This window comes from Arthrobacter sp. ERGS1:01, from assembly GCF_001281315.1.
Taxonomy (GTDB): domain Bacteria; phylum Actinomycetota; class Actinomycetes; order Actinomycetales; family Micrococcaceae; genus Specibacter.
This window is the reverse complement of sequence record NZ_CP012479.1, coordinates 1,519,139-1,539,269: the sequence shown is the minus strand read 5'-3', so window position 1 is coordinate 1,539,269 and position 20,131 is coordinate 1,519,139. Positions and strand designations below refer to the sequence as shown.

Below are 20,131 nucleotides of genomic sequence, written 5' to 3'. Positions count from 1 at the left end.
CTGGAGGTTGCCGGCGTTTCATTCGCCGGCGTCAGATAGCGCTGTTCCCTTCCGGTGATCCACCCGCTGCGCCCCGTGCAGCGTTGCGCCCTGCGCGCGCCCATTTCCTTCCGGAACCTCCCCCGCCTCCCTCTGTGGGGCGGGCGTACAACAGCAAAGGCATCGATACCTCATGCGTCCCCTGACCGAAAAAACCATCCGCTCTTCCTTCCTCAACGCTTCCCAGCGAGAGCGCAACAGCCTCACCCTGCCCGCCGATTTTGACACCACGGACTGGGATAACCTCGACTTCTTCGGCTGGCGGGACAGCAAGCTCCCCGCCGTCGGCTACGTTTTTGGCGAGTTCGACGGCGGCCCCGCCGGCATCATGGTCCGCCAGGTAGAGAGCAAGTTGCGCTCACGTCCCCAGTGCTCGTGGTGTGAGGACGTGACGCTGCCCAACGACGTCGTGTACTTCAGCGCCAAACGGGCCGGGGCGGCCGGGCGCAACGGCAACACGGTTGGCACGCTGGTGTGTGCCAACTTTGAGTGTTCCGCCAATGTGCGCACCCGGCCGCCGCTGCCCTACGCCGGTTTTGACTTTGACGCCGCACAGCAGCGCCGGGTCGCGGCCCTGGCCGAGAACTACCGCAATTTCGCCAATAAGATCCGCGACGGCGAATAGCCTCTCGGCCTGGGTGAGGCGCTAGGACAGACGCTTGCGGACCATCTCGGAGATGGCCTTGCCGTCGAAGCGGCCGGCGATCTTTGCCGTGATCGGCTTCATGGCCTGACCCATTTGGCGCATGGTCAGCGGGCCGTCGGCAGCTTCAAGCTCGGTGATGGTCGAATCGACGATGGCTGCCGCCTCGTCCTCGGTAAGCGGCTGGGGCAGGTACGCCTCAATGACCTCGGCCTCGGCAATTTCGGCCGCGGCACGGTCGTTCTCGCCGGCTTCGGTGTAGATCTGGGCCGTGTCGCGGCGCTTGGCCGCCTCCTTCTGCAACAACGTGGTGGTTTGCGCGTCATCAAGCTCAATGGGGGTCTTGCCAGACTTCTCCCGCGTCTCGATTTCACCCAGGACGTTGCGGACGGTAGTCAACGCCAACTTATTGCCCGCCTTCATGTGGGAGACGACGTCGGACTTCAATTGCTGCTTCAGCGTGGACATGCTTTTCCTTAGCTAACGGAGTGACGTGGCGAAGCCACCATTCTGAGAGCAATTATCCCCTGCCGGCCGTACCCGCCCGACCGAAACCGGACGGGCGGGCACGGAGGACGCCTAGACGGTGGTCGAATCCGGGTCCAGGAGCTCATCCTGCTCCGCGTCCGGCTTCGAATCCGCTGACGGGTCCGCTGCCGGAGTTTGCGGGCCTTCGTGCGCCGCGGCTTCGGCGTCGAGGTCGGCCGCGGCTTGTTCGAACTGGGAGTTGTACAGCCGCCAGTAGGCCCCACGGGCCGCAAACAGCGACTTGTGGGTGCCTTGTTCGACGATGTCACCGTGCTCCATGACGAGGATGAGATCGGCGTCCCGGATGGTGGAGAGGCGGTGGGCGATGACGAAGGAGGTCCGGCCCTTGCGCAGTGCCGCCATGGCGTTTTGCAGGAGCAGCTCGGTGCGGGTGTCCACGGACGACGTCGCCTCGTCCAGGATCAACACGGACGGCTGGGAGACAAAAGCCCGGGCGATCGTGATGAGCTGCTTCTCCCCCGCTGAGACGTTCGAGGCGTCCTCGTCGAGCACCGTGTCGTAGCCGTCGGGCAGCGAGTGCACGAACCGGTCCACGTAGGTGGTCTTGGCGGCGTCGAGCACCTCGGCGTCGGTGGCATCCTGGCGGCCGTAGCGGATGTTCTCCCGAATGGTCCCGGCGAACAGCCAGGGATCCTGGAGCACCATGCCCGTGCGGTCACGCACATCATGGCGGCGGAGCTCGGAAATGTCCTGCCCATCGAGCCGGATCCGGCCGCCGTTCAACTCGTAGAACCGCATGATCAGGTTGACCAGGGTGGTCTTTCCGGCACCCGTGGGGCCGACGATCGCCACCGTCTGACCGGGCTCCACGCTGAAGGACAGGTCCCGGATCAGCGGACGCTCCGGCGTGTAGGAGAACGCGACGTTCTCGAAAACGATGGTGCCGTCTCCGTCCACGGGGCGGGTGCGTCGACGGCGTCGGGGTCCTGCTCCTCGGCGTCAAGGAGCTCGAACACGCGCTCGGCCGACGCCGTGCCGGACTGCACCACCGCGGCCATGCCGCCCAGCTCCGAGAGGGGCTGGGTGAACTGCTGCGAATACTGGATGAATGCCTGGACGTCGCCCAGGCGCAGCCGGCCGCCGGCCACCATGAGCCCGCCCAGGACGGCGATGCCGACATAGCTGAGGTTTCCGACGAACATCATGGCCGGCATCATGATGCCGGAGAGGAACTGGGCCTTGAACGACGCCCTGTACAGTTCCTCGTTCTCCTCCTTGAATGCGGTCAATGCTTCCTGCTCGCGGCCAAACACCTTGACCAGCGCGTGCCCGGAGAAGGCCTCCTCGACCCGCGCGTTCAGGCGGCCGACCTTGCGCCACTGGACACCGAAGTACTTTTGCGACTTGGGCCCGATGACGCCGAAGATCACGCCCATGAGCGGCAGGCTCACAAGCGCCACCAGGGCCAGCTCCCAGGAGATGGAGAACATCATGATGAGGACGCCGACCACCGTCAGCACGCTCGTCACCACGGTGGAGAGCGATTGCTGCATGGTTTGGGTGATGTTGTCGATGTCGTTGGTGACCCGGGAGATCAGCTCGCCGCGCTGCACCTTGTCAAAGTAGCTCAGCGGCATCCTGTTGATCTTGGCCTCGACCTCTTCGCGGAGCCGGAACATGGTGGCCATCATGATCCTGTTGATCACATAGCCCTGCAGCCAACTCAGCACGGAGGCGGCGAAGTACAGCACAAGCACGATGACCAGCACCTGGCTCAGGCGCACGAAGTCCACCCCGTGGCCGGGGCTGACTTGCATGGCGGCCAGCATATTGGCGAGATCGTTCTGGCCCGACGCGCGGAGCCCGGCGACGGCCTCGGCCTGGGTCACCCCGGCCGGGAGCGTCTTGGAGAAGACTCCCTCGAAGATGATGTTGGTGGCCTCGCCGAGCACCTTGGGGGCTATAACGGACAGCAGGACGCCGCCCGCGCCCAGGAGCGATACGAAGGCAAACGTCCAGGCATGCGGTTTCAGCAGGCCCAGGAGGCGGCCGAAGCTCTTGCCGAAGTTCTGCGCCTTGCCGGGTTTGACGCTGGACCAGTCATCGGAGGCCAGCCGTGCCTGCTCGGCGAGTTCCGCCTCAAGCTTCTCCTCTTCGGAGAGCGGGGTTGGGGTATTGGTGCTCATGCCACTGTCTCCACTCCGAGTTGGGATTGGACAATTTCCTGGTAGGTCCCGCACGTCTCCAAAAGCTCGGCGTGCGTGCCCAGGCCGACCATGCCGCCGTCGTCGAGCACCACGATCCTGTCGGCGTCGGCGATGGTTGACACGCGCTGGGCGACGACGATCTTCGTCACCTCGGGCAGCTCCCGCCAGAGCGCCTGCCGCAGCCGGGCGTCCGTGGTCAAGTCAAGGGCGGAGAACGAATCGTCGAAGATCAGCACGTCCGGGTTGTGGACGATGGCCCGGGCGATGGCTAGGCGTTGGCGCTGCCCACCGGAGACGTTTGTGCCGCCCTGGGCGATGCGCCCGTTCAGGCCGCCTTCCATTTCGGCGACGAAGTCCCGGCCCTGGGCAATTTCCAGGGCCCGCCAGAGTTCCTCGTCGGTGGCGCTCTCACGCCCGAAGCGCAGGTTGGAGGCAACCGTCCCGGTGAACAGGAACGGCCGCTGCGGGACCAGGCCGATGCTCCCCCACAGCAGGTCGAGCTCGGCATGGCGTGCGTCGACGCCACCGACCAGCACGCTGCCGCCGGTCACGTCGAAGAGGCGCGGAATCAAGGAGACAAGGGTCGTCTTGCCGGCGCCCGTGGAGCCGACGATCGCAACGGTTTCACCGGGCGCGGCATGGAAGGTCACCCCGGCCAGCACGGGGTGCTCGGCCCCGGGGTAGGTGAAGGAGGCATCCTTGAATTCGATCGTTCCCCTAGACGGCAGCGTGGTGACGGGGTTCTCGGGCCGGTTCAGCGTCGATTCGCTGGCCAGCACCTCGCTGATGCGTTCGGCGCTGACCGCCGCGCGCGGAATCATGATGGTCATGAAGGTCGCCATCAGCACACCCATGAGGATTTGCATGATGTAGGCCATGAAAGCGAACAGAGTGCCGATCTCGATGTTGCCATCATTGACGCGGATCCCGCCAAACCAGATCACCCCGACCACCGTCACGTTCAACACCAGCATGGCCAGCGGGAACAGCAGCACGAACAATTCGCCCACCTTGCGTCCCACCACCATGATGTCGTAGTTGGCGCCCCGAAAGCGCTCGGACTCGATGTCCTCGCGCACGAAGGCCCGCACCACCCGGACGCCCGTGAGCTGTTCTCGCATGATCCGGTTCACCGAGTCCAGCTTCTTTTGGTAGCTGCGGAACAGCGGAACCATGCGCACAATGATCAGCCCGGCCATGACCAGAAGGGCGGGCACCGCGACGGCGATCAGCCAGCTGAGCCCCACATCCTGGCGCAGGGCCATGATGATGCCGCCAATGGCCAGCAGCGGCGCCGAGACAAACATGGTGGCGCCCATCATGGCGAGCATCTGCACCTGCTGGACGTCGTTGGTGTTGCGGGTGATCAGCGAGCCCGGGCCAAACTGGGAAACCTCGCGCTCGGAGAACCCGCTGACCCGCTCAAAGACCCCGTTGCGGATGTCCCGGCCCATTTGCATGGCGGCCTTGGCGGCAAAGTAGGTGGCGATGATCGAGCAGGCGATCTGGCCCAGCGAGATGCCAAGCATGACGACGCCGGTGCTCCAGATGTAGTGGGTGTCCCCCAGCGCCACACCCTTGTTGATGATGTTGGCGTTCAGGCTGGGCAGGTACAGCGACGCCATGGCCGAGGCGAACTGAAACAGGAGCACGCCAGCCAAGAGCCACCGGTAGGGCTTGAGATATTGAATAAGCAGTTTTCCGAGCATGATGTCTCCGTGATGTATCTTCGCCGGTCCCGGAGCTTGCCGCGGGGGCCGTGCAGCGGGCGGAACTCGCAGGTGCGGCAAACCAGATGGGACAAGTATTACGCTACCCACTGACATTCAACGCCGGGTTGGCTGCGGTAGCAATTGTCTGGCCGAATTTCCAGTGCCTATTACGCCGTCGGCGGACGCACTTCGGGCATGTAAATTGCGCACAACCTAATTGTGTACACTGTAAATATGACCGACAACGACTACAGCCTCGATTCGATGGTTTGCTTCGCGATCTACTCGGCGTCGAACGCCGTCGCCAAGGCACACCGCGTCCTCCTGGAACCGTGGGAGCTGACCTACACGCAGTACATCGTGCTGCTGGAGCTCGGATCGAACCCGGACGGCCTGACCGTCAGCGAACTGGGGGCGGGAATGCACCTTGATTCGGGCACCCTCTCACCCCTGCTGCGCCGCCTTGATGACCGGGGGCTGGTCTCCCGGGACCGCGCGTCATCCGATGAACGCGTCGTGACGGCAAAACTCACCGACGCCGGAAAGACGGTGCTCGGAGAACTCCTGGCATCCCTGGGAGACCTCCGCGAAGCGTACGGCTTTGACAGCGCCGAGCAGGCCCGGGAGCTCATCCGGGAGCTGCAGCGCATCACCGACGGCATGCGGGCGCTGACGGCGTCCGCGGCCGGCAAGAACCAGACCACCAAATAGACCGCCACGAAAGGCACCCCATGAACGCGCTCTACACCGCAGAAGCCCTTGCCACCGGAGCCGGCCGCAACGGCCACGTCCGCTCCTCCGACGGCCGCATCGACCTCGGCCTGTCCGTACCCAAGGCCATGGGCGGGGCGGGCGAGGGCTCCAACCCCGAGCAGCTCTTCGCCGCAGGCTACGCGGCCTGCTTCCACTCCGCACTCCAGATGGTGGCGCGGACGCAAAAGATCGACATCAGCGACTCCTCCGTGGGCGGCCGGGTCCAGATCGGCTCCAACGGCAAGGGCGGATTCGAACTCGCCGTCATGCTTGAGGTCGTGCTGCCGGGCGTCGAGCACGCCGCAGCGACCGCGCTGGCGGATGCCGCCCACCAGGTGTGCCCGTACTCCAACGCCACGCGCGGCAACATTGAGGTGACCATCTCGGTCTCCGACGACTAGGCTTCCCACGCCCGGCGCCGGCGGCATCCTTGCCGCCGGCGCCGGCGATCCGGGCAACAATGCCAGGATCGTGGTTGAACTGGCCCGCTCACACAGCTTCAGCCCACCCCGCTAGGAGAAGAAGAGCATCTTTGTCAGCGCCGCGACGCCCACCACGATGATGGTGGCGCGCAGGGCCGCGGGCGGCAGTTTCCGGCCAAATTTGGCGCCGGCCAGCCCGCCGAGCAGGGCGCCGGCGGCAATGAGCGCCGTGACCTTCCAGTCGATGTAGTGCCAGGCCACAATCATGAACGTGATGGCCGCAATTCCGTTGACCACCGTGGTCAGGACGTTCTTCACGGCATTGATCTGCTGCAGCGCCACCGTGGTCAGGATGCTCATCAGCCCCACTACCAGGATCCCCTGGGCGGCACCAAAATAGCCGCCGTAGATACCCAGTACAAAGATCCCGGCAATCAACCCGACACCGGCATGCAGGGTTGCTCCCGCGACGGCGGCCTTCCTGTTCCGGGCCAGCCTCCGCTGCAGGGCCTGGCCAAACGCGACCATGAGGATGCCCAGGATGATCAGCACCGGGACAATCGCGCTGAACGCGGCCGCGGGCAGGATGAACAGCAGCAGGGCCCCGGTCAAGCCCCCGAGGGCCGACGCCGGCAGCAACCGCAGGATCATGCCCTTGTTGGGTGCGAGCTCCTTGCGGTATCCCCACGTCCCGGACAGTCCGCCGGCCACCAGGCCGATGTTGTTGGAAATGTTTGCCACGAGTGGCGGATAGCCAAAGAGGAGCAGTACGGGGAAAGTCACCAGCGTGCCGGAGCCGACCACCACATTGATCATCCCGGCCCAAAAACCCGCCAGGAAAATTGCGGTCATCTCCAGCATGTGTGCATCCTTTCGGGATAGGCTCCCGGTTAATTCTTAGCCGAAACCTTTGACGGCATGGCATGCCAACCCTATTGTAATTCCGTAAGGCAATAATTCTATTTCACAATGCGAAAGTCAAGGATCATCATGTCGACTCCCCTCACCCCCGGCCAGCTTGCACCCGCCTTCAGCCTTCCCGATGCCGCCGGGAATCCGGTCCCCCTGGCCAACTACGCCGGACGCCAGGTCATTGTGTACTTTTACCCTAAGGCAGCCACGCCCGGCTGCACGACCGAGGCCTGCGACTTCCGCGACAGCCTGCCGGCGCTGCAGGCCGCGGGCGTGGACGTCCTGGGAATCTCCACCGACCCCACCGACGCGCTGGCCAGTTTCGCCGAGGACTTCGGCCTGAACTTCCCCCTCCTTTCCGACGCCGACCACGCGGTCGCCGAGGCCTGGGGCGCCTGGGGTGAGAAAACCGTCAACGGAAACTCCGTGATCGGAACCCTGCGCTCCACCGTGGTGGTCAACCCCGACGGCACCGTGCAGAGCGCCGAATACAACGTCAGCGCCGACGGTCACGTGGCCCGCCTCCGGAGCGAATTGGGCCTCTAGGAAGCCGCACAACCCGAACATTTTTGGCTCCTTCACCAAAAAGGGATTGACAAGTCAAATGTGATGCGGTTCACTATTGCATATGCTGAAATAACAGTTCCACGATACGAAAATCTACAAAAGTTCGTATAGCCTACGCCGTGGATGCCAGCATTTGAGTTCCAAGGACAGCAAACATGTTGCTGCAACAATTTAACGAAGCATCCAGGGCGCAGCTGGATGAGATCCTTCGTCCCTGCGTCGATAATCCGCGGTGGATCGATGAGATCGCCACCGCCCGCCCCTTCACCACCCTGAGCCAGTTGTTCAGCGCTGCGCTGGCGGCGGCCGATCCGTTCACTCCCACGGAGGTTGCCGCCGCCATGGCGCACCATCCGCGGATCGGTGAACGGCCGGCCGGCAACAGCGCCGAGGCGGAACATTCGCGCAGGGAACAATCCGGCGTCGATCCTGCCGACCGGGAGCTTGCCCGGGCATTGGCCGAAGGCAACCGCGCCTACGAGGAAAAGTTTGGCCAGGTGTTCCTGATCAGGGCCGCCGGCCGGACGCCGTCGGACATTCTCACAGCCCTTGACCGGCGCCTGGCCAATACGCCCGAGCAGGAAACCCCCATCGTCGCCTCGCAGTTGCGTGAAATCGCTGTCCTGCGCCTCCAAGGAGTGCTACAGCCATGAGCTCACTGATCACCACCCACATCCTGGACACCGCGGCCGGGCAACCCGCCGAGGGTGTCGCCGTCGAACTCCATGCCCGCAACGGCGCGGCATGGGCGCAGATCGCCTCGGGCACTACCGATGCGCAGGGACGGGTGAAGGACCTGGGGCCGGCAGCGCTGCCGGCCGGGAACTATCAGCTGCGCTTCGACACCGGTGCCTACTTCGCCACCACCAACACCGAGACCTTCTTCCCCGAGGTTTCACTCACTTTCGCGGTCCGGGAGGGCCAGGCGCACTATCACGTGCCCCTGCTGCTGAGCCCGTTCGCCTACTCAACGTACAGAGGAAACTAATCATGTCAACGAACCACAACATCATCCTGGGCGCCAACCAGTACGGCAAGGCCGAGGTGCGCCTGGTCAAGATCACCCGCGACACCGAACGCCACAGCATCGAGGACCTCAACGTCACCTCACAGCTGCGCGGCGACTTTGCCGACGCCCACCTGCACGGGGACAACTCCCACGTGGTGGCCACCGACACCCAAAAGAACACCATCTACTCCTTTGCCCGCGACGGCGTCGGCTCCCCGAGGCGTTCCTGCTGCGCCTGGCCACGCACTTCACCGAATCCTTCGACTGGGTGACCGGCGGCCGCTGGGCAGCCGAGTCCTACGCCTGGGACCGGATCCAGGCCAACGGCACCGGGCACAACCACTCGTTCGTGCGCAGCGGCCAGGAGGTGCGCACCGCCGTCGTCGTCCGGGACGGGGACACCGCGCACGTGCTGGGCGGGCTGAAGGGCCTGACGGTGCTCAAGTCCACCGAGTCCGGATTCGTCGGCTACCCAAAGGACAAGTACACCACCCTGGCCGAGACCACCGACCGGGTCCTGGCCACCGACGTTGCCGCCCGCTGGCGCTACAACCCCGACGCCGTCGGCGCCCTTGACTTCAACAAGGCCTACGACGACGTCAAGGCCCTGCTGCTCGAAGGCTTCACCGAGAGCTATTCCCACGCCCTCCAGCAGACCTTGTTCGACATGGGCAAGAAGGTCATGGCCGCACACGAGGAAATCGACGAGATCAAGTTCTCGATGCCGAACAAGCACCACTTCGTGGTCGACCTGTCCCCGTTTGGCCAGGACAACCCGGGCGAGGTGTTCTTCGCCGCTGACCGCCCCTACGGGCTGATCGAGGCAACCGTGGCCCGCGAAAACGGCAGCGACGCCGGCAACGCCTGGGACGGCATGGCCGGCTTCTGCTAGCCGGCAGCGCCGGTGCCGCGCACCGGTGCTCATAGGGGTGGGCGGGGGCTGCAACCCCCGCCCACCCGAGGCGGCAGCTCCCAAAGTGGGCTGCACGCATACCAAGGGTAAGCAGACAAGGAGGTCCGCTATGACCAGATTCCGCAGTTCCACCAGTAACCCGGCCCGTCCCGAGGACGAAAAGTTGGGCATTGCGCCCAGCTTCGCCTACGGTTTCCAGCACGTTTTGACCATGTACGGCGGCATCATCGCCGTCCCGCTGATCATCGGCCAGGCCGCCGGGATGAGCAGCGCCGACATCGGCATGCTCATTGCCGCCTGCCTGTTCATGGGCGGGCTTGCCACGCTCCTGCAGACGCTCGGCGTGCCGTTCTTCGGCTCCCAGCTCCCCCTGGTCCAGGGTGTCTCGTTCGCGGGGGTCGCCACGATGGTGGCGATCGTCAACGGCGGCGGCGGGATCCAGACCGTCTTTGGCGCCGTGATTGCCGCATCCGTGATCGGCCTGGCCATCACGCCACTGTTTTCTAAGATCATCAAGTTCTTCCCGCCGGTGGTCACCGGAACCGTCATCACCACGATCGGGCTGACCCTGATGCCCGTGGCGGCCAATTGGGCCATGGGCGGAAATTCCAAGGCCCCCGACTACGGCTCCCCGGCGAACATCGGCCTGGCCGGGCTGACCCTGGCGGTGGTGTTGTTGCTGAGCAAGCTGGGCAATGCCACCATCTCCCGGTTGTCAATCCTGCTGGCCATCGTGGCCGGCACCATTGTGGCGGTCGCCTTCGGCATGGCCGATTTTTCCAAGGTGGGGCAGGGCCCCATCGCGGCCTTCCCGGCACCCTTCCACTTTGGCGTCCCCACCTTCCACGTGGCCGCCATCATCTCGATGCTGATCGTGATCCTGGTGACCCTGGTGGAAACCTCGGCGGACATCCTGGCCGTCTCCGGCATCGTGGGGACCAAGGTGACCTCGCGTCGGCTTGGTGACGGCCTGCGGGCCGACATGGTTTCCAGCGCCATCTCCCCGATCTTCGGCTCCTTCACGCAGAGCGCGTTTGCCCAGAACGTGGGCCTGGTGGCCATCACGGGCATCAAGAGCCGCTTCGTGGTGGCCTCGGGAGGCGTGATCCTGGTGCTGCTGGGACTCCTGCCCGTGATGGGCCGCGTGGTGGCGGCCGTGCCAACGGCCGTCCTGGGCGGCGCCGGAATCGTCCTGTTCGGCACCGTGGCCGCCAGCGGCATCCGCACGCTGTCCACGGTCAACTACAAGAACAACATGAACCTGATCATCGTGGCCACCTCGGTGGGCTTTGGCGTCATCCCGATCGCCGCTCCCACGTTCTACGACAAGTTCCCGGCCTGGTTCTCCACGATCTTCCACTCCGGCATCAGCTCCGCCGCCGTCATGGCGATCCTGCTGAACCTGTTGTTCAACCACCTGACGCGCGGCAACCCGGAAAACCCCTCGGTTTTTGCCGCCGGCACCGAACGGCGCATCGCCCCGGAAGTGCTGGGCAGCCTCAAGCACGGGGACCGTTGCGACGACGGAAAGCTGATCGACGCCGACGGCCGCGAGGTGGCGGTGTTGGAACCGGATCCGCACCACTAACCCGTTCGACGCCGGCACCCGCCCTTCACGGGGCGGGTGCCGGCACGCATTCCACGAGTTGGCTATCAGTGCGGTCTGTTATCCGCGGCCGATGAACGGCATGCCGGCCGCGGTGATCACGAGGGAACCGATGCTGGCCGAGGCGGGAAGTTGCGCCATCATCAGCACCACGCCGGCAGCCTCGGCCACCGGGAAGGTCGGTTCAACCACGCGCCGGCCGTCGGCCTGGAGGGCCCCGCTGGCAACTCCGAGGGTGGTCATGATGTCGGTGGCGGCGTTGCCGATGTCGATCTGTCCGCAGCTCACGCCAAAGGGACGCCCGTCGAGGTCGATGGACTTCGTCAACCCGCTGATGGCGTGCTTGCTGACCGTGTAGGCCACCGATTTGGGACGGGGTGAATGAGCGGAGATGGAGCCGTTGTTGATGATCCGGCCACCCTGGGGCGATTGGGCCTTCATGGTCCGCACCGCCGCGGCCGCGCACAGCATGGAACCGGTGAGGTTCACGGCCAGCACGGCGTCCCAGTCGGCCGGGGCAATCTCGTCGACGGACGCCGCCGGGCCGAAGGTGCCGGCGTTGTTGAACAGGACGTCCACCCGGCCGAACCGTTTGACGGCGGCGGCGAAGAGGCGTTCGACGTCGTCGGGGCGGTGACGTCGGTGGGGACCGCCAGGGCCAGGGGTGGCCGTCGGCGGTTTCAGCCAGCTCGGGCGCGCGGCGGCCGGCCAGCACCACCCCGAAGCCGGCCTGCAGGAATTCGCGGGCCACGGCCCGGCCGATCCCCGAGCCGGCGCCGGTGACGACGGCGATCCTGGTAGATGGATCGTGGGTAACTGGAGTGGAGTTTGGAGTGGTGGCAACCATGGGTGTTCTCGCTTTCTGTGACCGCCACAGGGCGGGTGGGGCGCCAAAACGGGCCCGGCGAGAAAATCGCCGGGCCCGCCGTGAAGCGCTTAGGGGTTACGCTATGCCGGAAATCGGCCAGCCGGTGACCTTTTTGGGCCGTGGCGTGGCGTACGTGCGCACCTTGGAGGTGGACAAACCCAGGCGGACCAGCGACTCGGCGATCGTCACGGCCGCCGCGACGCCGTCGACCACCGGCACGCCGGTACGTTCGCGGACCTTGTCGTTGAGCCCGGCCATGCCGCCGCAGCCAAGGACGATGACCTCGGCCTTGTCGTCGCGAACGGCGATCTCGGACTGCTCGACGATCGATTCGACGGCCCTCTCGGGCTCCTCCTCAAGTTCCAACACGGCCATTCCGCTGGCCCGCACCGAAGCGCAGCGGGCTTCGAGGCCGGCCAGTTTGAGCCTGTCCTCGATCAACGGGACGGCACGGTCAAGGGTCGTCACCACCGAGTACTTGTAGCCGAGGAACATGGCCGTGCTGGCGGCCGCCTCGGTGATGTCAACCACGGGGACGTCCAGGAGTTCCTGCAGCCCCTCCCGGCCGTGTTCGCCGTAGCCGGCCTGGATGACGGCGTCGAACGGTTCCGGGTAGTTCGTGATGGCGTCCATGACGGCCACCGCGGCCAGGTAGCTTTCGAAGTTTCCCTCGCAGGACTCGGCACCAAAACGCGGGGTGATGCCGATGATCTCGGTTCCCGGGGCCGCAACGCTGCGTGCCTGCTCGACGATGGAGTCGGTCATGGATTGGGTGGTGTTGACGTTTGCCACAAGGATGCGCATGGTTTGCCTTTCGGAGGGTTGGGCCGGTTGGTGCTTGTTACCTAGTGTGCGCTTTCAACGGCGATCGGTTCACCCGATGCGTTGGAGAACGGGCGCCGGGTGCGGTCCGCGATGAAGTAGTACACCACGGCTCCGATGCCTGCTCCGAAGAACCAGGAGAACGAGGACAGGTCCTTGAACGCCGGGATGAACGCGATGAGCAGGGCCACGGCGCCGGCCGGGATCAAGGCGGCGATGGCGCGGGGGTTGACGCCGCGCTTGTAGTAGTAGCTGGCGTTTTCGGCCGTGGTGTACAGGTGCGGGACGTTGACCTGGCCGCGGCGCAGCAGCCAGTAGTCGGCCATGATGACGCCGAACAGCGGTCCGAGCAGTCCGCCGAGGCCGCCGAGGAAGTACACGATGACGACGGGGTTGTTGTAGAGGTTCCACGGCAGGATTACCAGCCCGAGGGTGGCGCTGATCAGGGCGGCCTTGCGGAAGTTCAGGTGGCGCGGGAACAGGTTGGTCAGGGCGTAGACCGGGGCGACGACGTTGGCCATCAGGTTCACCGCGACGGTCAGGATCAGCAGGGCCAGGCAGGCCAGGACCAGCAGGAAGGTGTTCGGGATGGCGTGCACGACGTCGGCCGGGCTCTCGATGATGGTGCCGTTGATCTTGAACTGGGCGCCGGCCATGACGACGACGATTGCGCCGAAGAGGAGCATGTTGATCGGGATGCCCCAGAAGTTGCCGCGGACGATCGACTTCTTGCTCTTGGCTGAGCGGGTGAAGTCGCAGAAGTTCAGCACGAAGGTTCCGTAGATGGCGACCCAGAGGGCGCCGCCGGCGAAGATGGTCCGCCACATGTCTCCGCCGGTCAGGGCGTTGTGGGTGGTCCAGGCGATGGAGCCGCCGGCACGGGTGAACATCCAGATGGCGATCGAGGCCATGGTGATCAGGATGATGGGGCCGGCGAAGGCCTCGTACTTGCGGATCATGTCCATGCCGAAGCTGACAATGATGACCTGGACGATCCACAGGGCCACGAACGTGAGCCAGCCAAGCGTGGAGAGCCCAAGGATCGAGTTCGTGTCGAGGTTGTGCAGGGAGGGGAACACTGCGGTCAGCATGACCCGGAACACCACGGAGGCCAGGAAGGTTTGCACGCCGAACCAGACGATGGCGACGCCGCCACGCAGGAGCGAGGAGACCTGGGCGCCCTTGATGCCGAAGCTGATGCGGCTCATGACGGGGAACGGGACACCCGTCTTGAAGCCCATGAAGCCGGAGAAGTTCAGCAGGCCAAAGAGCAGCACGGCGCCGATGCCGAGTGCCAGGAGGATCTGCCAGCCGCCAAGGCCCAGGGCGAAGAGCCCGATCGCGAAGGCGTAGTTGCCGAGGCTGTGTACGTCGTTGGCCCACAGGGTGAAGATGCTGTAGGCGGACCAGCGGCGCCCCTTCTCCTTGGTGGGTGCCAGGTCCTGGTTGTAGAGGGAGGCACTGAGGAGATAGCCCTCGGGTGTCTCGTAGGGTGGGGCCGCGCTTGCGGCCGTGTCGGGGAAGGCGCCCCCGACTGACCCAACCGGGTCAAGATTCTGTGTGGAAGTAGCGTCCATGGTAGCTCCGCATCAAGTGGTGAAATATCATATCGTGGAAGAAAGTTTTTGGCTTGTGAAAGTTAGTCTATGAGCCAGCTCACATCCAGTCAAGGAAGTGTCCATGAAAATCCGTCACGGAGGAGATATTTTGCATCCTCGCCACACTGGCAGTAATCTCGTCATACAAGATTTTGTTTTCATATTGCGAAAATAATGCGGTGGGTCCCGGATCCGGGTCACCCCACCCCCGCACCACGTTCAACGTTGAACGTGCCGCTGGCGGGACGACGCCACAACACCAACGCTGGGGCGGCGAATCCATCACGAAAGAGGTACCTACCTGTGTTTCTGCGAGACGATAACTCCCATATCCTGAGCGGGTTGACTAATCAGTTGCCTGATCGTGATCCGGATGAGACTGCCGAGTGGTTGGAGTCTTTGGATGCGTTGATTGCGGATCGGGGTACTGAGCGTGCCCAGTTCATTATGCGGTCGCTGCTTCAGCGTGCTGGTGCGCAGAGTGTTGGCGTGCCGATGGTCGTGACGACGGATTATGTGAATACGATTCCTGCCGATCAGGAACCGGTGTTCCCGGGTAGTGAAGAGATCGAGCGGAAGTATCGGGCGTGGTTGCGGTGGAATGCTGCGATCATGGTCCATCGTTCCCAGCGCCCCGATATTGGTGTCGGCGGGCATATCTCCACCTATGCCGGGGCCGCGACCTTGTACGAGGTCGGCTTCAACCACTTCTTCCGCGGCAAGGACCACCCCGGTGGCGGAGACCAGATCTTCTTCCAGGGCCACGCCTCCCCCGGCATGTACGCCCGCGCGTTCCTCGAAGGCCGCCTGTCGGAGGAGGACTTGGATGGGTTCCGTCAGGAAAAGTCCAAGGAAGGCCACGCCCTCTCCTCCTACCCGCACCCGCGCCTGATGCCGGAGTTCTGGGAATTCCCGACCGTGTCGATGGGTATCGGCCCGATGAACGCGATCTACCAGGCCCAGTCCAACCGGTACCTGCATAACCGCGGCATCAAAGACACCTCCGACCAGCAAGTCTGGGCGTTTTTGGGCGATGGTGAGATGGATGAGCCCGAGTCTCGTGGCCTGCTCCAACTCGCCGCGAACGATAAACTCGATAACCTCAACTTCGTCGTTAACTGCAACCTCCAACGCCTCGATGGCCCGGTCCGTGGCAACGGCAAAATCGTCCAGGAACTCGAAGCGTTCTTCCGCGGTGCCGGCTGGAACGTCATCAAAGTCCTCTGGGGTCGGGAGTGGGATGACCTGCTCGCCCGCGATACCGACGGGGCCCTGGTCGATGTCATGAACACCACCGTTGATGGTGACTACCAAACGTATAAGGCCGAATCCGGTGGCTTCGTCCGTGAGCACTTCTTCGGCCAAACCCCGCAAACCAAGGAACTCGCCGCCCACCTCTCCGACGACGAGCTCTGGAATCTCAAGCGTGGCGGGCACGATTACCACAAGGTTTACGCCGCCTACAAGGCCGCGAGCGAGTTCAAGGGCAAGCCCACGGTGATCCTGGCCCACACGGTCAAGGGCTACGGCCTGGGCACCCACTTCGAGGCCCGCAACGCCACGCACCAGATGAAGAAACTCACCCTGCAGGACCTGAAGGACTTCCGCACCCACCTGCACCTGCCCATCACCGATGAGCAACTCGAAGCAGACCCGTACCGGCCCCCGTACTACCACCCCGGCCCGGACTCCCCCGAAATCCAATACCTCATGGAACGCCGCGCCGCGCTAGGCGGATTCGTCCCCGAACGCCGCCACAATCACACACCGGTAACCCTGCCGGGGGATAAAACCTACGAAGTCGCCAACCGTGGCTCCGGCAAACAACACGCCGCCACGACCATGGCCTTCGTCCGGTTACTCAAAGACCTCATGCGCGATAAGGACTTCGGCAACCGAATCGTCCCGATCATCCCCGACGAAGCCCGCACCTTCGGCATTGACGCGTTCTTCCCGACCGCGAAAATCTACAACCCGAACGGCCAAAACTACCTCTCCGTAGACCGCGACCTCGTCCTGGCCTACAAGGAATCCGTCTCCGGACAGATCGTGCACGCCGGCATCAACGAAGCCGGCTCCGTCGCCGCGTTCACCGCCGCCGGCACCGCCTACGCCACCCACGGCGAACCGTTGATCCCGATCTACGTCTTCTACTCCATGTTCGGCTTCCAACGCACCGGAGACCAGTTCTGGGCCGCCGGAGACCAAATGGCCCGCGGCTTCATCATCGGCGCGACCGCCGGACGAACCACCCTCACCGGTGAAGGACTCCAACACGCCGACGGACACTCCCCAATCCTGGCCTCCACCAACCCGGCCGTAATCACCTACGACCCCGCCTACGGCTACGAAATCGGTGTCATCATCCGCGCCGGCCTCGAGCGCATGTACGGGCCCGCCTCCACCGACCCCAACGTCATGTACTACCTCACCGTGTACAACGAACCCATCCTCCAACCCGCCGCCCCCGAAAACATCGACACCGAGGGCATCACCCGCGGCATCTACCACCTCAAAACCGCCACCATCGAAGGCCCCAAAGCCCAAATCCTGGCCTCCGGCGTCTCCGTCCCCTGGGCCATCGAAGCCCAACACATCCTCGCCGAGGAATGGGGAGTCGCCGCGGACATCTGGTCCGTGACCTCCTGGACCGAACTCCGACGCGACGGCCTCGCCGCCGAAGAACACGCCTTCCTCTACCCCAACGAAACCCCCCGCACCCCCTACATCACAGCGAAAATGGCCAACGCGACCGGCCCCGTCATCGCCGTCACCGACTACATGAAAGCCGTCCCGGACCAGGTACGCCAATTCCTGCCCAACGACTTCGCCACCCTCGGCGCCGACGGCTTCGGCTTCTCCGACACCCGCGCAGCCGCACGACGACACTTCAAAATCGACTCCCACTCCGTCGTCATCCGCACCCTCCAAATGCTCGCCCACCAAGGCACCATCGACCCCACCCTCCCCCAACAAGCCATCCAAAAATACGACCTCCACAACGTCAACGCAGGAACCACCGGCAACGCCGGCGGCGACAGCTAAACCCCACTCGCCGGCCCGCTCCCACCGAGCGTGGGCCCAACTAAACACCAACCCCAAAAGGGGCCGGTGCCACCACTTGGTGGCCCGGCCCCTTCGGCCTATCCAGGGACGGCATCCAAGTTGTCGTATTCACACAATTATCGGTCCCGGGGCGACCAAACCACATTGATCCACCAGGTCTTGGCGGGCACACGCGCAGTGATTGCGTGAGCCCGGATGGGCACGCTCGCGCGTCCTACTGGGAGAGGGTGCTGTTTACTTCGGTCTGGGCACCCAGCATTGTCACAGCTGATGACGGACCTAGGATTTCGAGATGAACTCCAGACCCCTTCGTCGAGGGGGAAGTCCTCATCATGCGGACCCTCGCGCAGGGTTGGTTCGAAGATGAGGATTGCTTCCCAGTACTACTGCACCTCAATCCAGACAGGGAGGACGGGATTTTCGAACTCGACGGTTGGAAGGTTGACTCCTTGCGACGACGCCGTCTACCGCGGCACGAGACGGAGATATTCTCCGGTAAAGCGACGATGGACTAGATGCCCGCACACAGTACGGTGTAGGACGTGGGCCGCAAACAGTTCGTGCTGTTCAGTCATGTGAGTAGCGGACAGTGCCCGTTGCCGCGTTGCACACCTGCGTGACCCGGTCGGTAGAGAGAGAAAACAATTGGGAGGTCGGGAACGGACACAAGCGTCAGGGTGCCGTTGCGAGTGATCAGAAGATTGATCAAGTCCGCATCCCGGGGTTCAGGTGTGGGCTGGAATACGGGCGCTATGCCGAACCGCTCATTCCCGTTCATACCAGGATCCCCCAAGCGGCTTGACCAAGACAAGGGTGGGACCATCCCAATCGATTCCGTCGATTTCCAGGACCGGCACGAAGCCTGCGTTGCGATAGAAAGCCCTGGTCTGGGCGTAAGCGGCATCCTCAAACGAAGGGCCGACGGTATGTACTTGCAGCAGCTGGCACTCGTCGACAATGAGCGATGATTCCAGAGCATCGAGCAATGCCCCTCCAATTCCATCGCCACGGTGTTGTGCATCTACCGCAATGAGTATCAGCTCCGCTGATTCCTTGAAGTGACGCATCACCAAGGCGACCCCAACAGTCGTATCATCGACAACTGCGAGAAATGACTCATGCCGTGATGCGCTTGCAACGTAACCCTCGATAGCTTCCTCAACACCAAACCACTCAGGTAGAGAACGAAGGATCCGATCGACGGCCCCCGGATCTTGGCGCTGTTGAATCTCAAATGCAGGCATACCCCAGTTCATCACATGTCGATTCAAGCATCGGCTCAAAGGGGAAGGCCGAGGGGTAAACCCTGCCTCCGCCGCTTCCGATCCGCGGCGGATAAGCGGATGATCTTCCAACATCCTGCAAACCCCACCGCACCATACACATAGTCGGCCAACCTCATCACTCCCAGGGGGATCAAAATGAAGGGGCCAGTAACCGCAGGCCGAACGCTAAATAGGGTAATCATGATGATGAGCATCAGGCTAGCAATCATGCCGGTACGAATCCATCCCACCCGTGACGATCTCAAAGCCATTTATGCATAGAGTAGCGGGTTTAGTCTGCCAACTTTCAAGCGCTTCAGATGCGAAATCGGCCCCAAGCTTTCGCTCTCAGAAGTCGTCTGCACAATTTTCAGTACTCGTCTGCGCAGTCCCGCAGATTCCGTATCGGGAACGGAGCGAAAGATAAGGAGGGTTCCCATTTCGGTTCTCGCACTGAACCACCGCGTGGGACTTGGCTCGGGCCGCCCAGCCAGTTTCGGTACGCGCGTATGATGCCGCCTATGACGAGATTTGAGGATCAGGACCTTACCGAGGCCGAGTTCCGAGAGTGCGACCTGACTCGCGCCCGGTTTATCGGTGTCGTGATGCAGGACGTCGCAATTGACGGACTTGTCAGCAATCTCGTGGTCAATGGCGTGGAGGTGGCGTCTTACGTCGAAGCAGAGCTGGATAGACGGCATCCTGTGCGTTTGCTGATCCGCTCCGCTGACGCGGTCGAGCTGCGGCAGGCACACCGACAGTTGCAAGCCGATTGGAAGGCAACTGTCGAGCGTCTTGACCAAATGTCCGACGGCTCCGAGCATCAGCAGGTTCAGGGTGAGTGGTCGGCAGTTCAAACTTTGAGGCATCTGGTCTTCGTTCACGACTCGTGGTTCCGTCGTTGTTGTCTTGGATCGGATCGGCCATTCACTGCTTTGGGTCTTGCAAGCCCGTACGTGCCTGACCAGGCAGAACAGGGCATCGACCAGGCTGCTGATCCAACGCTGCAAGAAGTGCTCGCGGTGCGTCACGAACAGGTTCTGGAGTTGGAAAGTTGGCTCTCGAGTGTGACTCCGAGCGAGCTGTCGGCGACTGCGCCTGTACCCTCGGGTCCCGGTTGGCCGCCCTACGCCAGAGGCAAGTCGGTACTCCAGTGTCTACACGTGGTGTTGAACGAGGAGTGGGAACATCACGGTTTTTGCGTGAGAGATCTCGATCTCCTCAACAGATGACCGCCGTT

At 63.5% G+C, this 20,131-nt stretch carries 16 protein-coding genes and 3 pseudogenes; 11 read left to right on the top strand and 8 right to left on the bottom strand.

The annotated features are described in order from the left end of the window. Positions 1-172: 172 nt before the first annotated feature. Positions 173-664 carry an FBP domain-containing protein gene (locus tag AL755_RS10795; protein WP_054011009.1) on the top strand — a complete coding sequence of 164 codons (492 nt, stop codon included), beginning with the start codon at positions 173-175 and terminating at the stop codon, positions 662-664. A 21-nt stretch (positions 665-685) separates the two neighbouring features. Here the strand turns inward: AL755_RS10795 and AL755_RS10790 are convergent, their stop codons facing one another. The 3 genes and pseudogenes from AL755_RS10790 to AL755_RS10780 all read right to left on the bottom strand — a co-directional run bounded on the left by AL755_RS10790 (position 686) and on the right by AL755_RS10780 (position 5,087). Next, positions 686-1,150 (bottom strand): GatB/YqeY domain-containing protein, encoded by a 465-nt coding sequence (locus AL755_RS10790; protein WP_054011008.1) that lies wholly within the window; start codon positions 1,148-1,150, stop codon positions 686-688. 111 nt (positions 1,151-1,261) lie between these two features. Further along, a pseudogene (locus AL755_RS10785) lies at positions 1,262-3,357 on the bottom strand (ABC transporter ATP-binding protein). Beyond that, on the bottom strand, positions 3,354-5,087 hold the full coding sequence (locus tag AL755_RS10780; RefSeq protein ID WP_054011007.1) for an ABC transporter ATP-binding protein: 1,734 nt from the start codon (positions 5,085-5,087) through the stop codon (positions 3,354-3,356). Before AL755_RS10780 ends, AL755_RS10785 begins: the two are co-directional and overlap by 4 nt. 237 nt (positions 5,088-5,324) lie before the next feature. Between AL755_RS10780 and AL755_RS10775 the strand changes: the two genes are divergently transcribed. Then, positions 5,325-5,801, top strand: coding sequence for a MarR family winged helix-turn-helix transcriptional regulator (locus AL755_RS10775; protein ID WP_054011006.1), 477 nt, complete (start codon positions 5,325-5,327; stop codon positions 5,799-5,801). A gap of 20 nt (positions 5,802-5,821) precedes the next feature. Then, complete coding sequence (locus AL755_RS10770) at positions 5,822-6,244, top strand: organic hydroperoxide resistance protein (RefSeq protein ID WP_054011005.1); 423 nt, start codon at positions 5,822-5,824, stop codon at positions 6,242-6,244. 111 nt (positions 6,245-6,355) lie between these two features. Here AL755_RS10770 and AL755_RS10765 read toward each other — a convergent pair whose 3' ends face one another. Next, positions 6,356-7,126 carry a sulfite exporter TauE/SafE family protein gene (locus tag AL755_RS10765; RefSeq protein ID WP_054011004.1) on the bottom strand — a complete coding sequence of 257 codons (771 nt, stop codon included), beginning with the start codon at positions 7,124-7,126 and terminating at the stop codon, positions 6,356-6,358. Between the two features lie 129 nt (positions 7,127-7,255). On the opposite strand from AL755_RS10765, the gene bcp reads away from it, so the two are divergent. The 5 genes and pseudogenes from bcp to AL755_RS10740 all read left to right on the top strand — a co-directional run bounded on the left by bcp (position 7,256) and on the right by AL755_RS10740 (position 11,254). Continuing rightward, on the top strand, positions 7,256-7,723 hold the full coding sequence (gene bcp, locus AL755_RS10760; RefSeq protein ID WP_054011003.1) for a thioredoxin-dependent thiol peroxidase: 468 nt from the start codon (positions 7,256-7,258) through the stop codon (positions 7,721-7,723). Between the two features lie 176 nt (positions 7,724-7,899). Then, positions 7,900-8,397 carry a 2-oxo-4-hydroxy-4-carboxy-5-ureidoimidazoline decarboxylase gene (gene uraD / locus AL755_RS10755; RefSeq protein WP_054011002.1) on the top strand — a complete coding sequence of 166 codons (498 nt, stop codon included), beginning with the start codon at positions 7,900-7,902 and terminating at the stop codon, positions 8,395-8,397. Continuing rightward, complete coding sequence (uraH, locus tag AL755_RS10750) at positions 8,394-8,732, top strand: hydroxyisourate hydrolase (protein WP_054009777.1); 339 nt, start codon at positions 8,394-8,396, stop codon at positions 8,730-8,732. The genes uraD and uraH overlap by 4 nt, the downstream gene beginning before the upstream one ends. A gap of 2 nt (positions 8,733-8,734) precedes the next feature. Beyond that, positions 8,735-9,645: pseudogene (pucL, locus tag AL755_RS10745) on the top strand (factor-independent urate hydroxylase). A 130-nt stretch (positions 9,646-9,775) separates the two neighbouring features. Further along, positions 9,776-11,254 (top strand): nucleobase:cation symporter-2 family protein, encoded by a 1,479-nt coding sequence (locus tag AL755_RS10740; protein WP_054011001.1) that lies wholly within the window; start codon positions 9,776-9,778, stop codon positions 11,252-11,254. Positions 11,255-11,332: 78 nt separating this feature from the next. On the opposite strand, the pseudogene AL755_RS10735 reads toward AL755_RS10740, so the two are convergent. The 3 genes and pseudogenes from AL755_RS10735 to AL755_RS10725 all read right to left on the bottom strand — a co-directional run bounded on the left by AL755_RS10735 (position 11,333) and on the right by AL755_RS10725 (position 14,539). Further along, positions 11,333-12,119, bottom strand: a pseudogene (locus tag AL755_RS10735) (SDR family oxidoreductase). A gap of 96 nt (positions 12,120-12,215) precedes the next feature. Continuing rightward, on the bottom strand, positions 12,216-12,944 hold the full coding sequence (locus AL755_RS10730; RefSeq protein ID WP_054011000.1) for an aspartate/glutamate racemase family protein: 729 nt from the start codon (positions 12,942-12,944) through the stop codon (positions 12,216-12,218). A gap of 41 nt (positions 12,945-12,985) precedes the next feature. Next, positions 12,986-14,539 carry an NCS1 family nucleobase:cation symporter-1 gene (locus AL755_RS10725; RefSeq protein ID WP_054010999.1) on the bottom strand — a complete coding sequence of 518 codons (1,554 nt, stop codon included), beginning with the start codon at positions 14,537-14,539 and terminating at the stop codon, positions 12,986-12,988. A gap of 324 nt (positions 14,540-14,863) precedes the next feature. Between AL755_RS10725 and aceE the strand changes: the two genes are divergently transcribed. Further along, complete coding sequence (aceE, locus tag AL755_RS10720; protein ID WP_054010998.1) at positions 14,864-17,605, top strand: pyruvate dehydrogenase (acetyl-transferring), homodimeric type; 2,742 nt, start codon at positions 14,864-14,866, stop codon at positions 17,603-17,605. Between the two features lie 353 nt (positions 17,606-17,958). Next, entirely contained in the window at positions 17,959-18,141 is a 183-nt protein-coding gene (locus tag AL755_RS24605) for a DUF6984 family protein (protein ID WP_054010997.1), read from the top strand. 249 nt (positions 18,142-18,390) lie between these two features. On the opposite strand, the gene AL755_RS10710 is transcribed toward AL755_RS24605, so the two are convergent. Beyond that, positions 18,391-18,882 carry a GNAT family N-acetyltransferase gene (locus tag AL755_RS10710; protein WP_237762711.1) on the bottom strand — a complete coding sequence of 164 codons (492 nt, stop codon included), beginning with the start codon at positions 18,880-18,882 and terminating at the stop codon, positions 18,391-18,393. A gap of 530 nt (positions 18,883-19,412) precedes the next feature. Here AL755_RS10710 and AL755_RS10700 point away from each other — a divergent pair. Then, complete coding sequence (locus AL755_RS10700; protein ID WP_054010994.1) at positions 19,413-20,123, top strand: DinB family protein; 711 nt, start codon at positions 19,413-19,415, stop codon at positions 20,121-20,123. Positions 20,124-20,131: the final 8 nt, after the last annotated feature.

Excerpts from the sequence above, each read along its gene's own strand:
- AL755_RS10710 (WP_237762711.1), bottom strand. The coding sequence starts at position 18,882 with ATGAACTGGGGTATGCCTGCATTTGAGATTCAACAGCGCCAAGATCCG.
- AL755_RS10765 (WP_054011004.1), bottom strand. The coding sequence starts at position 7,126 with ATGCTGGAGATGACCGCAATTTTCCTGGCGGGTTTTTGGGCCGGGATG.
- AL755_RS10790 (WP_054011008.1), bottom strand. The coding sequence starts at position 1,150 with ATGTCCACGCTGAAGCAGCAATTGAAGTCCGACGTCGTCTCCCACATG.
- AL755_RS10725 (WP_054010999.1), bottom strand. The coding sequence starts at position 14,539 with ATGGACGCTACTTCCACACAGAATCTTGACCCGGTTGGGTCAGTCGGG.
- AL755_RS10795 (WP_054011009.1), top strand. The coding sequence starts at position 173 with ATGCGTCCCCTGACCGAAAAAACCATCCGCTCTTCCTTCCTCAACGCT.
- bcp (WP_054011003.1), top strand. The coding sequence starts at position 7,256 with ATGTCGACTCCCCTCACCCCCGGCCAGCTTGCACCCGCCTTCAGCCTT.
- uraD (WP_054011002.1), top strand. The coding sequence starts at position 7,900 with ATGTTGCTGCAACAATTTAACGAAGCATCCAGGGCGCAGCTGGATGAG.
- AL755_RS10740 (WP_054011001.1), top strand. The coding sequence starts at position 9,776 with ATGACCAGATTCCGCAGTTCCACCAGTAACCCGGCCCGTCCCGAGGAC.
- AL755_RS10700 (WP_054010994.1), top strand. The coding sequence starts at position 19,413 with ATGACGAGATTTGAGGATCAGGACCTTACCGAGGCCGAGTTCCGAGAG.
- uraH (WP_054009777.1), top strand. The coding sequence starts at position 8,394 with ATGAGCTCACTGATCACCACCCACATCCTGGACACCGCGGCCGGGCAA.
- AL755_RS10730 (WP_054011000.1), bottom strand. The coding sequence starts at position 12,944 with ATGCGCATCCTTGTGGCAAACGTCAACACCACCCAATCCATGACCGAC.
- AL755_RS10775 (WP_054011006.1), top strand. The coding sequence starts at position 5,325 with ATGACCGACAACGACTACAGCCTCGATTCGATGGTTTGCTTCGCGATC.
- AL755_RS24605 (WP_054010997.1), top strand. The coding sequence starts at position 17,959 with ATGCGGACCCTCGCGCAGGGTTGGTTCGAAGATGAGGATTGCTTCCCA.
- AL755_RS10780 (WP_054011007.1), bottom strand. The coding sequence starts at position 5,087 with ATGCTCGGAAAACTGCTTATTCAATATCTCAAGCCCTACCGGTGGCTC.
- AL755_RS10770 (WP_054011005.1), top strand. The coding sequence starts at position 5,822 with ATGAACGCGCTCTACACCGCAGAAGCCCTTGCCACCGGAGCCGGCCGC.